Annotated in this window: 13 protein-coding genes; 6 read left to right on the forward strand and 7 right to left on the reverse strand. The window is 72.6% G+C overall.

The features are described from left to right. The first annotated feature begins 9 nt into the window (after nt 1-9). Nucleotides 10-897 (forward strand): DUF2797 domain-containing protein, encoded by an 888-nt coding sequence (locus AB0E98_RS16290; protein WP_361702688.1) that lies wholly within the window; start codon nt 10-12, stop codon nt 895-897. 72 nt (nt 898-969) lie between these two features. On the opposite strand, the gene AB0E98_RS16295 is transcribed toward AB0E98_RS16290, so the two are convergent. After that, complete coding sequence (locus AB0E98_RS16295; RefSeq protein WP_311614223.1) at nt 970-2,157, reverse strand: geranylgeranyl reductase family protein; 1,188 nt, start codon at nt 2,155-2,157, stop codon at nt 970-972. A gap of 192 nt (nt 2,158-2,349) precedes the next feature. Between AB0E98_RS16295 and AB0E98_RS16300 the strand changes: the two genes are divergently transcribed. Beyond that, nucleotides 2,350-3,735, forward strand: a complete 1,386-nt coding sequence (locus AB0E98_RS16300; RefSeq protein ID WP_361702690.1) for a dipeptidase — start codon at nt 2,350-2,352, stop codon at nt 3,733-3,735. Nucleotides 3,736-3,800: 65 nt separating this feature from the next. On the opposite strand, the gene AB0E98_RS16305 is transcribed toward AB0E98_RS16300, so the two are convergent. Continuing rightward, nucleotides 3,801-4,217, reverse strand: a complete 417-nt coding sequence (locus AB0E98_RS16305) for an SHOCT domain-containing protein (protein WP_361702692.1) — start codon at nt 4,215-4,217, stop codon at nt 3,801-3,803. Beyond that, nucleotides 4,214-5,563 (reverse strand): hypothetical protein, encoded by a 1,350-nt coding sequence (locus AB0E98_RS16310; RefSeq protein WP_361702694.1) that lies wholly within the window; start codon nt 5,561-5,563, stop codon nt 4,214-4,216. The genes AB0E98_RS16305 and AB0E98_RS16310 overlap by 4 nt, the downstream gene beginning before the upstream one ends. 221 nt (nt 5,564-5,784) lie before the next feature. Between AB0E98_RS16310 and AB0E98_RS16315 the strand changes: the two genes are divergently transcribed. Genes AB0E98_RS16315 through AB0E98_RS16325 form a run of 3 tightly spaced genes read left to right on the forward strand, consistent with a single transcriptional unit; the run spans nt 5,785 to nt 8,912 of the window. Continuing rightward, nucleotides 5,785-7,383 carry an MFS transporter gene (locus tag AB0E98_RS16315; protein WP_361702696.1) on the forward strand — a complete coding sequence of 533 codons (1,599 nt, stop codon included), beginning with the start codon at nt 5,785-5,787 and terminating at the stop codon, nt 7,381-7,383. Further along, on the forward strand, nt 7,380-7,919 hold the full coding sequence (locus AB0E98_RS16320; protein ID WP_361702698.1) for a potassium channel family protein: 540 nt from the start codon (nt 7,380-7,382) through the stop codon (nt 7,917-7,919). The genes AB0E98_RS16315 and AB0E98_RS16320 overlap by 4 nt, the downstream gene beginning before the upstream one ends. Nucleotides 7,920-7,937: 18 nt before the next feature. Beyond that, the gene (locus AB0E98_RS16325) at nt 7,938-8,912 is read left to right on the forward strand and encodes a hypothetical protein (protein ID WP_361702699.1); all 975 of its coding nucleotides are present in this window, start codon (nt 7,938-7,940) and stop codon (nt 8,910-8,912) included. Nucleotides 8,913-9,005: 93 nt separating this feature from the next. Here AB0E98_RS16325 and AB0E98_RS16330 read toward each other — a convergent pair whose 3' ends face one another. The 3 genes from AB0E98_RS16330 to AB0E98_RS16340 form a co-directional block, all read right to left on the reverse strand. Beyond that, nucleotides 9,006-9,401 carry a PPOX class F420-dependent oxidoreductase gene (locus AB0E98_RS16330; protein ID WP_361702701.1) on the reverse strand — a complete coding sequence of 132 codons (396 nt, stop codon included), beginning with the start codon at nt 9,399-9,401 and terminating at the stop codon, nt 9,006-9,008. A gap of 393 nt (nt 9,402-9,794) precedes the next feature. Continuing rightward, nucleotides 9,795-10,832: an NUDIX hydrolase gene (locus tag AB0E98_RS16335; RefSeq protein ID WP_361702702.1), complete on the reverse strand. Its 1,038-nt coding sequence runs from the start codon at nt 10,830-10,832 to the stop codon at nt 9,795-9,797. 207 nt (nt 10,833-11,039) lie between these two features. Beyond that, nucleotides 11,040-12,038: an ROK family protein gene (locus tag AB0E98_RS16340; protein WP_361702704.1), complete on the reverse strand. Its 999-nt coding sequence runs from the start codon at nt 12,036-12,038 to the stop codon at nt 11,040-11,042. A 295-nt stretch (nt 12,039-12,333) separates the two neighbouring features. On the opposite strand from AB0E98_RS16340, the gene AB0E98_RS16345 reads away from it, so the two are divergent. Continuing rightward, a complete protein-coding gene (locus AB0E98_RS16345) occupies nt 12,334-13,323 on the forward strand; it encodes a LacI family DNA-binding transcriptional regulator (RefSeq protein ID WP_361702803.1) in 990 nt (329 codons plus the stop codon). Nucleotides 13,324-13,403: 80 nt separating this feature from the next. Here the strand turns inward: AB0E98_RS16345 and AB0E98_RS16350 are convergent, their stop codons facing one another. Further along, nucleotides 13,404-14,678 (reverse strand): aldolase/citrate lyase family protein, encoded by a 1,275-nt coding sequence (locus tag AB0E98_RS16350; RefSeq protein WP_361702706.1) that lies wholly within the window; start codon nt 14,676-14,678, stop codon nt 13,404-13,406. Between the last annotated feature and the right edge of the window lie 60 nt (nt 14,679-14,738).

A 14,738-nucleotide genomic window follows, 5' to 3' on the forward strand; every position in this document is an offset into this window, starting at 1 on the left:
GTGGGCGCGATGAGCGGCCAGGACGAGGGCTGGCTCTGCGCCGGCCCACGGTGGAGCGCCTCGGGCCCGGCGCTGGTCTGGCGCCATCCGCGACACGGGGAGCGGCTCTCCCCCTTGCCGCCGGACCGGCCGCTGGCCTTCACCACCGGCGACGTCAGGCGATGCGTCGGCGTGCGCAGGGGCGGGCGCCACACATCGTGCCCGACCGGCGCGGTGATCCCGCCTTCGGCGGTCTCGGCACAGTGCCCGGAGTGCGCCCGGCTGGACCGCGCCCACTCGGTGGCGGCGGACACGATCGCCGACGACCCCCGTCCGTACGACCTCTACCTCGCCTGGTTCGCCCCCGGCCTGATCAAGGTCGGCATCACCGCCGCCGAACGGCAGGGTGTCCGCCTCCTGGAGCAGGCGGCGCTGTCCTCCGCGCTGCTCGCCCGCGGCCCGCTGATGGCGGCGCGCCGGGCGGAGGCGGTGCTGGGCGCGGCGCTCGCGGTCCCGGACCGCTTCCCGTACGCGGCGAAGCGGGCGGCGCGCCACCCCGTGCCCACGCGGGAGCTGCGGACGTCAGAGCTGGCCCGGTTGCACGACCGGGCCCCGGCCCTGCTGCCGGAGTCCCTGACGGCACGGCCTTTCTCGCCCGAGCACCACGACGCGGTGTTCCATCTGGACCGGATACGCCCGGGCCAGGCCGTCGTCGAACTCGGCCCCGGCCGCACGGTCGCGGGCCGCGTGACGGCGGTCGCCGGCCCGGACGTCTATCTGGACGCGGCCGACGGCCGTCCGCTCCTGCTGGACGCCCGCCGGCTGGCGGGCTGGCCCCTCACCGCCGCGGACCCGTCCGCCCCGACGACGGCGACGGCCCGGCCGGAGACGGCGGGCCCACAGGACGCCCTGTTCTGACGCACCGGCTCCGGAAAGGGCGGCACTCCCTTCCCCGGAGAGGAAGGGGTCAGCCGCCCGGAGAGGAGGGCGTCAGCCCCGGTCGACGGCGCCCAGCACCCGCCGGGCCACGGGGTGCGTCCGTACGATCTCGGCGAGCGTGGTCGAGCCGCGCGTGATCCTGGCGAACGCCTGCCAGGCCGGGCGGAAACCGGTGACGGCGGCGTGGATGAGACCGGGGCGGCGCTCGAAGACCGTGAGCATCCGGCGTCCCACGCCCATCTCCACGCCCAGCCCCGCCTTGATGGCGAAGGCGTAGTTGAGGGCCTGTCGGCGGGCGTCCACGGCGTCCTGTGCCTCGGCGATCCGTACGGCCCATTCCCCCGCCAGGCGCCCGGAGCGCAGGGCGAAGGAGATGCCCTCGCGCGTCCACGGCTCCAGCAGCCCGGCCGCGTCGCCGCAGACGAGCACCCGGCCCCGGGACAGCGGAGAGTCGTCGGCCCGGCAGCGCGTCAGGTGCCCGGACGAGATACTGGGCTCGAAGCCGGCCAGCCCCAGCCGGGCGATGAAGTCCTCCAGATACCGCTTGGTGGCCGCGCCCTCGCCACGCGCCGAGATCACACCGACCGTGAGGGTGTCCCCCTTGGGGAAGACCCACCCGTAACTGCCGGGAATCGGACCCCAGTCGATCTGGACGCGCCCGGCCCAGTCCTCGGCGACCGTCGCGGGCACCGGGATCTCGGCCTCCAGGCCCAGATCCACCTGCTGGAGCTTCACCCCCACGTGCGCTCCTATGCGCCCGGCGCTGCCGTCGGCGCCCACCACCGCGCGGGCCAGCACGGTGCTCCCGTCGCCGAGCACGACGGCCACCGTGCGACGGTCGGGCACGGCCGGGCCGTGCTGCTCCACCCGGGAGACGGTCACGCCCGTGCGCACCTCGGCCCCGGCGGCCTTGGCGGTCTCGACCAGGGCGGCGTCGAACTCGGACCGGTTGATCAGCCCGAACAACATGTGCCTGGACCGCCGCGTCCGCGTCATCCGCCCGTTCAGCGAGAACGTGACGGCGTGCACGCGATCGCGCAGCGGCAGCTCGAAGCCGGGCGGCAGCGCGTCGCGCGAGGGGCCGATGATGCCGCCTCCGCAGGTCTTGTAACGCGGCAGCTCGGCCTTCTCCAGGAGCAGCACCCGGCGTCCCTCGGAGGCGGCGGCACGCGCTGCCGAGGCACCGGCGGGCCCCGCTCCGACCACCACGACGTCCCACACCGGCCCGCTGTCCCCCATGTCTTCCCGGGCTGCGCTGTCGCTGCTCACCTGTGCTTCTGCTCCCCTCGAACACCGGCTATGGCTGTCGCCCGCATCCTAAGGCCCGCCATCGGGCGGCCCACCGGCCGGACCCGGCGACCGCCATGGGAGGATCGGGGGCGATATCGCCCGTACGTACGGACTCAACGCCGCGCCCCCTAGGAGCGTTCCATGGACACGTCCCCGACCCGCCAGCCGGAACCGGCCGCGCTCGCGGCGACCGTCGCCGGCCTTCAGGCCCGCGCCCGGACCGAGCTCGCCGAGCTGGTCGCCTTCAAGTCGGTCGCGGACGAGGCGCAGTTCCCCAAGAGCGAGTGCGAGGCCGCCGCCCGCTGGGTGGCCGACGCGCTGACCGCGGAGGGCTTCCAGGACGTCGCCACCCTCGACACCCCCGACGGCACCCAGTCCGTCTACGGCTACCTCCCCGGCCCGGCCGGCGCCCCGACGGTGCTCCTCTACGCGCACTACGACGTGCAGCCGCCGCTGGACGAGGCCGCCTGGATCTCCCCGCCGTTCGAGCTCACCGAGCGCGACGGCCGCTGGTACGGGCGCGGCGCCGCCGACTGCAAGGGCGGCCTGATCATGCACCTCACCGCCCTGCGCGCCCTCAAGGAGCACGGCGGCATCCCGGTCAACGTCAAGGTCATCGTCGAGGGCTCGGAGGAGCAGGGCACCGGCGGCCTGGAGCGCTACGCCGAGGCCCACCCGGAGCTGCTGACCGCCGACACCATCGTCATCGGCGACGCGGGCAACTTCCGCCTCGGGCTGCCCACCGTGACGGCGACCCTGCGCGGCATGACGCTCGTCCAGGTCCAGGTGGACACCCTTGAGGGCAACCTCCACTCCGGCATGTTCGGCGGCGCCGCCCCGGACGCGCTCGCCGCGCTGATCCGCGTCCTGGACTCGCTGCGCGCGGAGGACGGCTCCACGACCGTCGCCGGCCTGGAGGCACAGGGCACCTGGCAGGGCCTCCAGTACCCGGAGGCGGACTTCCGCCAGGACGCGAAGGTCCTCGACGGCGTCGGCCTCATCGGCGACGGCACGGTGGCCGACCGCCTGTGGGCCCGCCCGGCCGTCACCGTCCTCGGCATCGACTGCCCGCCGGTCGTCGGCGCCACCCCGTCCGTCCATGCGAGCGCCCGCGCGCTGATCAGCCTGCGCGTCCCGCCGGGCATGGACGCCGCCGAGGCGACGAAGCTGCTGCGGGCGCACCTGGAGCAGACGACGCCGTGGAACGCCCGCGTGACCACGGAACAGGTCGGCCAGGGCCAGCCCTTCCAGGCCAACACGGACAGCCCGGCGTACTCGTCGATGGCCGAGGCCATGCGCATCGCGTACCCGGGCGAGGAGATGCAGACGGCGGGCATGGGCGGCTCGATCCCCCTCTGCAACACGCTCGCCACGCTGTACCCGGAGGCGGAGATCCTCCTCATCGGCCTGAGCGAGCCGGAGGCGCAGATCCACGCGGTGAACGAGAGCGTCTCCCCGCAGGAGCTGGAGCGGCTTTCCCTCGCGGAGGCGGTCTTCCTGACGAAGTACGCGGAGAGCAAGGCCTGAGCCTCCACCGCCCCGTCGAGCGGTGTCCGGCAGGTCGTCCACGACCTGCCGGGCACAACCGGGGTTCAGTGCAGGATCTTCTCCTTGGCCCGCTGGAATTCCAGGTCCGAGATGTCACCCTTAGCCCGGAGATCGGAGAGCTTGGCCAGTTCGTCGGCCGCGCTCGTGCTCCCCGAGCCGGCGGCGGCCTCGCGGACGTATTCGTCGAACGCCCGCCGCTGGGCCTGGGCGTGCCGTATTTCGCGGTCCCCCATCTCCCTGCCCCGGGCGAGGACGTAGACGAAAACGCCGAGGAACGGCAGGAAGACCGTGAAGAGCAGCCATGCCGCCTTGCCCCATCCGCCGAGCTGGTCGTCACGGAAGATGTCCCCGATGACGCGGAAGAGCAGCATGACCCACAGGACCCATAGGAAGATCCACAGGATGGTCCAGAACGCGCCGAGGACGGGGTAGTCGTAGGCGAGGTTCACATATGCGCTCATGTCGTTCTCCTGATCTGATCGCCCGTTCGCGGCGGGGCGGATTCCGTGCCCGGGGTCACTCCAGAGGCCGCCGCGAGGATGCCGAGCAGCGCGAGGACGACGACCACGATGCCGAGGACCAGGGCGACGCAGGCGGCGGTGGGGTAGTTCCACAGGACCAGGGCCACGGCTCCGCCGGCGATGACGGCGCCGGTCGTCCAGGCACGGTGGGTCTCGAGCCAGCGGCCCGTGGAGCCCGTGCGCACACCGGCGTGGGCGAGGGCCCTGCCGCCGGCTCCGGTGCCCCGGGCGGTCACCGACCGTACGAAGCGCGCCCCGCGCCCGGGACCGTAGAGATAACCGGCCACGGCGGTGATCATCGCCGTGACGAGCACAGTGCGGGTACTGACGCGCAGGAACCGTACGAACGCGTCGTAGATGGTCCTCGCCGCGTCGGCGGGGAGCACGTTCGTGGGAACGGAGTCCAGGTACACCCTCCGCATGACGGCGAGCGCGACGAGCAGCGCGATCATCATGACGCCGGTGCCGATGGCCGCGGCCATCAGGGCGATCCGGTGCGAGGGCGCCGTCCAGACGGCGATCGCCGCGAGGGCGAGGGTGGTGACGGGCAGCCAGGTGCCGACCACATCGAGCAGGCGCATCAGGCTCTGCGCCTTGTCCAGCTTGTCCGTCGTGAACAGGGGAACCGTCCTGTCCACGTCCGGGATGGCGGCGGCCTTCTCGTATCCCTCGTCGACCAGACGCTTCTTGACGTTGTCGACGAGTGTGCCGATGTCCAGGACGATGGTGTCGCCCTTGGCCTGTACGGCGCTGTTGCCCTCGCCGGTGAGGGTCTTCACCACCGCCGCGTGGGCGCGCCGGTTGGCGATGTTCCACGCTTCGGCGAACTGGTCGCTGGTGACGACCTTGTTCACGACCGTGCGGACGGCCGTGGTCATGGCGTTCTTGAGCGGGCCCGTCAGGAGCGATGTCTTGTCCACGACGGCGGACGGCGCGTCCGTCCTGGCCAGGGCGCGGCCCAGGGCATCGGTGATGGCGCGGAAGTCGACCTTGTCGACCACGCGGGCCGTCAGCCGGTCGGTCAGGGCGTTCCGCACGGACGGCGCGGTCGCGACGGGGGCGATCGTCCGCACATACCGGTCGGTGTCGGAGATCTGGCTGTTCACCCAGGCCGCCACGACGGCCAGTGGGGCGAGGAGGAAGGTGAGGACCAGCAGCACGGACGCCGTGACGTTGCGCGCCCGCCGGTGACGCATGGTCGCCAGCCGGCGCAGTCGCTCGTACTCCTGGCGCTCCGCCGTGCTGAGAGGTTCGGGGGCGGGTGGGTGTGCGCCGGACGGGTCCATCGCTGCCTCCCTCCGCGTGGGTCGCGGCGGCTCGGGCGGCTCTCGTTCCATCGTGTTCCTCGCCGGGCGGGCCCGCCACGTGAGCGGAAGGCGGTCCGGCCGGGTGACCCGAGGCACCGGAGAACGCCCATCGCGCCTTCCGGCCGCTTCCGCCGACCTATGGTGATCTTCGTGCCCGTGCCGGGCGCACCGGCCCTGGCGGCAGGGAGGAGGCACATGCCGTGAAACGCTGGCGGGCCCTGGCCGTCCTCGGCACGGCCCAGTTCCTGATGGTGCTGGACACCTCGGTCATGAACGTGTCGATCAGCCGGCTGGTCGAGGACTTCCACACCGACGTCACGTCGATCCAGGCCGTGATCACCCTCTACACCCTCGTCATGGCCGCCTTCATGATCACCGGCGGGAAGCTCGGCGACATGGCCGGACGGCGGCGCGCCTTCGCCGTCGGCCTCGCCGTGTACGGCGCCGGGTCCGCCCTCACCGCCCTGGCCCCGGCCCTGTGGGTGCTCACCGTCGGCTGGTCGGTGATCGAGGGGCTGGGCGCCACCCTGGTCCTCCCGGCTCTCGCGGCGCTCGTCGCCGGCGCGTACCGGGACCGGGAACGGGCGGTCGCCTACGGGGTGATCGGGGGCCTCGCCGGTGCGGGCATCGCGGTGGGACCGCTGATCGGCGGATGGGTGACGACGTACCTGACATGGCGTCTGGTGTTCGCGGCCGAGGTCGTGGTGGTCGTCGCCATGCTGTGCTGCGTCCGCTGGATCCCCGACTCCCCGCCGGAGTCCCGGCCCCGGCTCGACGCGGCGGGCGTGGCGCTGTCCGCCACCGGGCTCGCCCTCGTCGTACTGGGTGTCCTGCAAAGCGGTGCGTGGGGCTGGCTGCGGCCACGCCGCGTGCCCTTCACCGTTCTGGGCTACTCCCCCACCTTCTTCGTCATCGCCGCGGGTGGCGTGCTCCTGTGGCTCTTCCACGCCTGGGAACGGCGACGGGAGGCACGGGGGCGGGATCCGCTGGTGCGCTTCTCGCTGTTCGGCGTGCCGCCACTGCGCGCCGGCCTGAGCATGCTGCTGGCACAGAACCTCATCCTGCTCGGCCTGTTCTTCACCGTCCCCCTCTACCTACAGATCGTCCAGGGGTTCAACGCCTTCCAGACCGGGCTGCGACTGCTGCCCACGTCGGTGACGATGCTGGTGTCCGCCCTGTCCGGTCCGATGCTGGGCAGGATCGCCGGACCGCGCACGATCGTGCGGTGCGGCCTGGCGGTGCTGCTGATCGCGACGCTGTGGCTGATCAGTGCCATCCGGCCCGACATCGACAACCTGTCCTTCGGGGCGGCCATGGCCGTCCTGGGCCTGGGCATGGGGCTGCTCGCCTCCCAGCTCGGCAATGTCACCCAGTCCAGCGTGGCGGAGGCCGAGCGCGGCGAGGCGGGAGGGCTGCAGTACACGGCGCAGAACCTCGGCTCGTCCCTGGGCACCGCGCTCATCGGCTCCCTGCTGATCGGCGCGCTCGTGAGCGTCTTCACGACGCGGATCGAGGGCGACCCGAGGATCTCGGACGCGGTCCGCCAGGAGACCGGAGTCGCCGTCGAGGCGGGAGTCAGCTTCGTCAGCACCACGCAGGTCAATGACGCCGCCGAACGGTCCGGGCTCTCGCAGCGGGAGACGGACGCCGTCGTGGACGCCTACGCGGGCGCCCAGATCGAGAGCCTCAAGGCGGCCGTCCTGGCCGCCTCCGGCATCACGCTCATCAGCTTCGCCTTCACCCGCCGCCTCCCGACGGCCCGGCTGACGGCCGCCGCCGGCCACGGGGCGGCGTCGTGACGGACCGCCCGTCCGTGGGGGCGGCCGTGCGCCCCCTGGTCACCGCGACCGCCCTGGTGCTCGCCTACTACCTGCTGCCCATGGACGCGAGGTTCGCGGGCGGGGCGGCGGTGACGCTCGTCCTGGGGCTGGCCGCGCTCCTCCTGCTCTTCCTTTGGCAATTGCGCTCGATCTCGTACTCGCCCCAGCCCCGGCTGCGAGCGGTCGAGACGCTCGCGACGACCGTGCCGCTGTTCCTGCTCCTCTTCGCCACCACGTACTACCTGCTGGAGCGGAACGTTCCGGGAAGCTTCAGCGAGACCCTCGACCGCACCGGGGCCCTGTACTTCACACTCACCGTCTTCAGCACGGTCGGCTTCGGCGACATCGTCGCGTCCTCGGAGTCGGCCCGGATTGTCACGATGGCCCAGATGGCCGCCGATGTCCTTCTGGTCGGGGTCGCGGCCCGGGTGGTGGTCGGCGCCGTCGAGTCAGGACTGCGCCGCCACCGCGAAACACCGGACGCCGCTCCTCCCGCCCCGGGGAAACGCACATGAACCCGTGGAGCCCGCCGTATGAGGAACCGTGAACACGCTCCACGTGAACCGTCCTCCGCCCGGCCCGTCCGGTCGGTCACGGTCGAGGCGCAGGCGCTGCTGCCGCTGATCTGGGGCGATCCCGGACACATGCCCGAACAGCTCGCCTTCTTCGCCGTCCGCCGCTTCGGGCACCGGGCGGCCGCCGCGGTGGAACGACGGCGGGAACGTGAGCCCGGCGCGGGGCCCGACGAGCTCAACGCCGGCATTATCAGCCGTGGCACGCGCGTGACGATCGCCGAGGGTGCGGTCGTGGGCGGCCCGTTCATCGTCCTCATCCCGGTGAGCTTCGTGGCGGCGCTGCTCGCGCGGGCCCAGATGGTGCTGGAGCTGGCGGCCGTGGCCGGCCACGACCCGAAGAGCGAGCACCGGGTCGCCGAATTGCTGATCCTTCAGGACGTCTACGCCTCGGTGGACGAAGCGAACGACGCGCTGGCGCGTGCGGAGCGGCAGCCTCCAGGAGGGCCGGGGCGGGTGCCGCGACGGACGCGGTGGCGGTTGATCGTCAAGATGGCGGCGCTGCTGGGACTCATCGCCGGCGGAAAACGAAGCAGGGCCCAGCAGGCCCTGTCCATCGTCTCCTTCTCTGGCCTCTTTCTCATCGGGGTGGCCTTGCCGTGGATCTGGATGCCCGTTCTGGCCATGTTCTACCGGCAGGCGACATCACGGCTCGGTGCGAAGGCGGCGATGTTCTACGCGCAGGATCCGGCCGTTGCCCGCGCCGACCGGGGCCGGCGGCGGTGGACCCACCGCGTCCTGAAGGCCCCCGGCATCACCTCCGTACTGCGGTTCGTCGCCCTCGCACTCCTGCCGGTGGCGACGGCGGGTGCGGCGATCCTGACGGAAGTGCGCGTCGCCGGAGGCCCGTGGGGCACCGGCCTGATCGTCCTGTGCGCGGTCTCGCTGGCGACGGCCGCCATCTGGTACGGACGCCGGTGGTCGAGAAACCGCTGAGGAAACGGCCGCCCCCCGTTTCCCCGGAGGGAAATTGAGAACAGCGCCAACAACCCATGTACCGAACCTGTCCGGCACAGGAATTCGCCGCCCTCAGACAGAGAAGCCGGAGAGCCTCCGCGGAATCACCCGGACGACCAGCCGGAGGACATCGTCCGACTCGGCGGGCGGGTCCTCGCCGAGGTACTTCTGCGAGAGCCTTCGCGGAAGCGACTTCTCCGGGTCCTCGATCAGTTCGACGGTGCCGCGGATGTCCACGGAGTGGTACGGGTTCTCGGCGTCGTAGACGGTGAGGCTGACCCGAGGGTCCCGGGTGAGGTTCCGTGCCTTCTGCCGCCCTGCCGTGGTGGAGAACAGCACCGTGTCTCCGTCCCGTGCTATCCAGACGACCGAGGTCTGCGGCCCACCGTCCCGGTTCAGCGTCGCGACGGTGGCGAAGTTCCTCCCGTCCAGAAGCTTGCGCGTCTCCTCGTTGAACACCACTGACACGGTCTCGCCCTTCTGCCCAGAATTCCGTATGTTCACTGCTTGCGTGGAACGGATGCGAGGGCTGAGTTCTTCCCGATGCAGGATCACATAGCCGGCACCCGGCCGAACCTCGCTGCCGGATACGGTCGTTGGTGGCTCTGCTGTTTCGTGGTGCGGTCCGGTTCCCCAGGGGAGCCGGGGAACCGGGCCACTGTCTCCCTCCGGCGGGGCGGCCCAGGCTGGGGTGACGTGAGGGGGCGGGGTGGACGGGCCCTGGTAGGGGCGTGAAGAGCTCTTCGCCGCCAGAGCCAACCGCGGGGCACCCGACACAGCAATGCCAGGCGCCGCGAAGAGGTCAGCCCCGTAAGGGCCCGTCCACCCCGCCCCCGACCCGGCCCACCGCCCACACCGGCGTCACCCCACCGGCACCCCAGCCTCCAGATTCATCACTCGCCCCCGCTCCCGCGCCCGCAACGCCCACCTCAACCGCCGCAACCGCACCGGCGGCAACATCGTCGACGCCTCGTCCTCCGTAACGAACCGCCACCCCCGCAGCTCCGCCCCCGGCAGCAACAACCGCCGCGCGTCAGCCGAGTTCAACAGCCCCCCGTCGAACAGAAACCGCAACCCCCCAAAACCAGGCGGCTTAGGCGGCTCCCAGTCGACGACCAACAGTCGTGGAACCGCACTGAGCTCGATCCCGATCTCCTCGGCCACCTCCCGCATCCCGGCCCGCGCGGGCGCCTCCCCCGGCTCGACCACGCCACCGGGAAACTCCCACCCCGGCTTGTACGTAGGGTCGACAAGCAGTACCCGATCGTCCTCGTCAAAGAGCAACACCCCCGCCGCGAGCGTCGCCGCCTTCGGCTCGGGCGTCTGGACGATCGGGCAAAAGCCCGCCGTCCCGTTCCGCACGGCCTCGGCGATACGCTCGGCGGTCTCGAACGGGGTCAGCCCCCCGTTGTCGACGACGAGCGCGTCCCCCCTCAACCAGGACAGCGCCTCCCGATACGACGCGACATGATCACGCCCCCACTGCCGTACGGCCTCGCTCCGCACGGGATCGTCGGGGAACTCGACACGACCCTCGATCCACGTCCGAAGGATCGTTTCCTCGGACGTCAGCACCACATGCCGCACCCGGATCGCCCGCGAGGCCAGCGCCCCGAAGATCTCGTCCCGGTACTCCTGCCGCAGCAGCGTCATGGGCACGACGAGCACCCCGCCCACCTCGGCCAGCAGCGCCGACGCGGTGTCCACGACCATCCGCCGCCAGATCGGCAGGTCCTGGTAGTCGCAGACCTCACTCAGTCTTTTCGGCGGCAGCAGATACCGCAGCGCCCCGCCGGTCACTTCGGGATCGTAGAGGGTGCTGCCCGGGATGAGCCGGGTCAGTTCCTTGGCCGTGCTGGTCTTGCCCCCACTGAACGCACCGTTCAGCCAGACGATCACGGTTCCCCCTCCTCCGTAGCCCCCGGTGACGGCCCCGGCCCCGTAGCCCCCTGTGACGGGCTCGGGAACACAGTGCCCGCACCACCTTGCCACGGAAACGTGTACGAGCGGCATGGGGCGCGGTCCCGGCCACGGGCCGCCGACGGGGCGCCGAGGAACCACCGGCGGCCCCCACGGCAGGCCACCGGACCGGGGTCTGAGCAGCCGTCACATGCCGCTGGCGGTTCCCGGGCCCGTTCCCCCCGCTCCCCCGGCCGCCCCCCACAGTCCCGCCTCCGCTGCGGCCGCGGCGGCCGCGCCCACCACGCCCGCGTCGGAGCCGAGCCGGGCCGGGAGCACCTCGACGCCCGAGGCGAAGGACAACGCCGCGTAGTCACGCAGGTGTGCACGGAGCGGCGCGAAAAGGACGTCGCCGGCGCCGGCGACACCGCCGCCTATGACCGCCACCTCGATCTCCACAAGCGTCGCGGTGGCGGCGATGCCCGCCGCGAGCGCCCGCGCCGCCCTGGCGAAGGAGGCCAGCGCGACCGGGTCGCCCGCGTGGGCGGAGGCCGCGACGCCGGCCGCGCTCGGATCGCCGTCGGGCCCCGGCCGCCAGCCGGCCTCAAGGGCGCGGCGGGCGATGTTCGGACCGCTGGCGATGCGCTCGACGCACCCCCGGGAGCCGCACGGACAAGGATCTCCATCCAGATCGACACTGATGTGACCGATGTGCCCGGCGTTGCCAGTAGGCCCGGAGTGCAACCGTCCGCCCAGAACCAACCCCCCGCCGACCCCCGTGGAGACCACCATGCAGAGCGCGTCGGCCCGTCCCCGGGCGGCGCCCTGCCAGTGCTCGGCGGCGGCCATCGCGACCCCGTCGCCCACCAGCGTCACCGGCAGCCCGCCCACCCGCCGGGTCACCTCGGCGACCAGCGGAAATCCGCGCCACCCGGGCACGTTGACGGGGCTGACGGTCCCCGCGGACGCGTCGACGGGGCCCGCGCTGCCGATGCCCACCGCCCGGACCAGCGGCCACTCGGCGGACCCGGCCAGTTCGTCGAGGACGGCCGCCACGGCGGCCATGACCGTCGCGCCGTCCTCCCGCGCCGGGGTGGGCCGGCGGGCACGGACGCGCAGCCGCCCCGCACCGTCCACCAGCGCCCCGGCGATCTTGGTGCCGCCGATGTCGAGAGCGGCGACGAGGTCGCCGGAGTCGGTGTGCACGGTGCCGGTCTCTCTCCTGTTCCACGAATCCTGACCCGGTGTTCCACAAATCCTGACCCGGCAAGGCTGCCGCAATCGCGACCGCGCCGCCGCGACCGCCACAAGCTCGCCGCAAGGCCACCGCAGGGTTTTCGGGACGTCAGTCTCGCCGGGGTTGACAACGTTGTCCAGGGCCTATGCTCGACGTCACTCCGCACATCGGACGCATGGCTCAGCCGCCCCTCCGCGCAAAGGACCAGCGATTGTGAACGACGCCGCCACCGGCCGGCTCCCCCGCTACGGCACCCGCCCCACCATGAAGGACGTCGCGGCCCGCGCCGGGGTGGGCCTGAAGACCGTCTCCCGCGTGGTGAACGGCGAGCCGGGCGTCACCCAGGAAACCGAGCGGCGCGTCCAGGAGGCGATCACCGCACTGGGCTTCCGGCGCAACGACAGCGCCCGCGTCCTGCGCAAGGGCCGCACCTCGACGGTGGGCCTCGTCCTGGAGGACCTCGCCGACCCCTTCTACGCGCCGCTGAACCGTGCCGTCGAGGAAGTCGCCCGCGCCCACGGCGCCCTGCTCATCAACGGCTCCAGCGCCGAGGACCCCGAGCGGGAACGGGAGCTCGCCCTGGCGTTCTGCGCCCGCCGCGTCGACGGCCTGATCGTCATCCCGGCGGGCCACGACCACCGCTACCTGGAACCCGAGATCGCCGCCGGCGTCGCCACCGTCTTCGTCGACCGTCCGGCCGGGCGGATAGCCGCCGACGCGGTGCTCTCCGACAATCACGGCGGCGCCCGCGCCGGTGTCGCCCACCTGATCGCCCACGGCCACCGCCGCATCGGCTTCATCGGCGACCGGCCGCGCATTCACACGGCCGGGGAGCGACTGCGGGGGTATCACGCCGCGATGGCCGACGCCGGGCTGCCCGTCTCCGACGCCTGGGTCTCCCTCGGCCCGACCACCCCCGAGCGCGTACGGGCCGAGGCGGAGCGCATGCTCTCGGGCGAACATCCGGTGACAGCGTTCTTCACGGGAAACAACCGGGTGACGGTCACGATCCTGCGTGTCATCACGCAGTTGCCCCACCCCGTGGCGCTCGTCGGCTTCGACGACCTCGAACTGGCCGACCTGCTCTCCCCCGGTGTCACGGTCGTCGCGCAGGACGCGGCCCGCCTCGGCCGTACGGCGGCGGAACTGCTGTTCCGCCGGCTGGACGGCGCGGAGGACGCGCCCAGCAGCGTCGAACTGCCGACCCGCCTGATCGTCCGGGGCTCGGGCGAACTCCCGCCGGTCGAGCGCTGATCCGCCGGGACCGTAGAAGCGAGAACGGGCCCAAAGACAAAGCCCCCGTCAACCAGCCCACCCGTCAAACAACCCGCCCGTCAAACAACCCGCCCCGCCAACCGCTCCAGCGCGGCCCGGTCCAACTCGGTGAGCCCGGTCACCTCAACAGCGTCCACGGCCCCGCAGTCCAGCCCGCGCAGCAGATGGCCGCTGAGCGCCCGGGCGGTGGCGGGCTCGTCGAGCACGTCACCCGCGGCCCGTTCCGTGTAGGCCACGAGGCGGGCGGCCGCCCGCTCCAGCCCCTCGCGGTAGTAGGAGTACACGGCGGCGTAGCGGGTGGGCAGGTGTCCGGGGTGGATGTCCCAGCCCTGGTAGTACGCGCGGGCCAGCGACCGGCGGACGAGCCCGTGGTGGAGCCGCCACGCCTCGTGGACGCGCGCGGTCGTGCCGACGGGCAGCACGTTCGTCGAGCCGTCCGAGAGGCGGACGCCCGTGCCGGCGGCCGCGACCTGCATGACGGCCTTGGCGTGGTCGGCCACCGGGTGGTCCGGCGCCTGGTGGGCGGCGCCGACGCCGCAGGCGGCGCTGTAGTCGAACGTGCCGTAGTGCAGCGCGGTGACGCGTCCGCCGCCGGCGTCGATCAGCCGGGCGACGGTGGCCCGGCCGTCGGCCCCGAGGACGGCCTGGGTGGTCTCGATCTGTATCTCGAAGCGGATCCGCCCCTCCACCAGCCCGTGCGCCGTCTCGAACTCCCCGGCCAGCCGCGCCATCGCGACGACCTGTTCGGGATAGGTGACCTTGGGCAGGGTGAGCATCAGCCCGTCGGGCAGTCCGCCGGCCTCCATCAGCCCGGTGAGGAAGATGTCGAGGGTGCGGATGCCCCGGTCGCGGACGGCCGCCTCCATGCACTTGACGCGCACGCCCATGAAGGGGGCCGCCGTGCCGTCGGCGTACGCCTCCGCCACCAGCCGGGCCGCGCGGGCGGCGGCCGCGTCCTCCTCGGCGTCCGGGCGCGGCCCGTACCCGTCCTCGAAGTCGATCCGCAGGTCCTCGACGGGCTCGCGCTCCAGCTTGGCCCGCACCCGCTCGTACACGGGCCCGGCGAGTTCGCCGGGCAGCCCGAGCACGGCGGCGAACGCCTCCGCGCCGGGGGCGTGCTCGTCGAGGGCGGCGAGCGCCCGGTCGCCCCATTCACGAACGGTGCCGGCGGTGAAGGCGTCGGCCGGGACGTAGACGGTGTGCACGGGCTGGCGGGTACCGGTGTCGCCCGGATAGCGCCGGGCGAGCTCGGCGTCGACCGCCGCGAGGGAGTCGCCGACGCTCTCCCGCACCGCGCTGGTGAAGGTCGTGGCGACCGCCGTCCGCTGCCCCATGGGTACCCCTCCCCGACCAAGCAACTTCCGCTGCACGGAATCGACCATCCGTGTCGCGAA

This window comes from Streptomyces sp. NPDC037389 (assembly GCF_040636475.1).
Classification (GTDB): domain Bacteria; phylum Actinomycetota; class Actinomycetes; order Streptomycetales; family Streptomycetaceae; genus Streptomyces; species Streptomyces hesseae.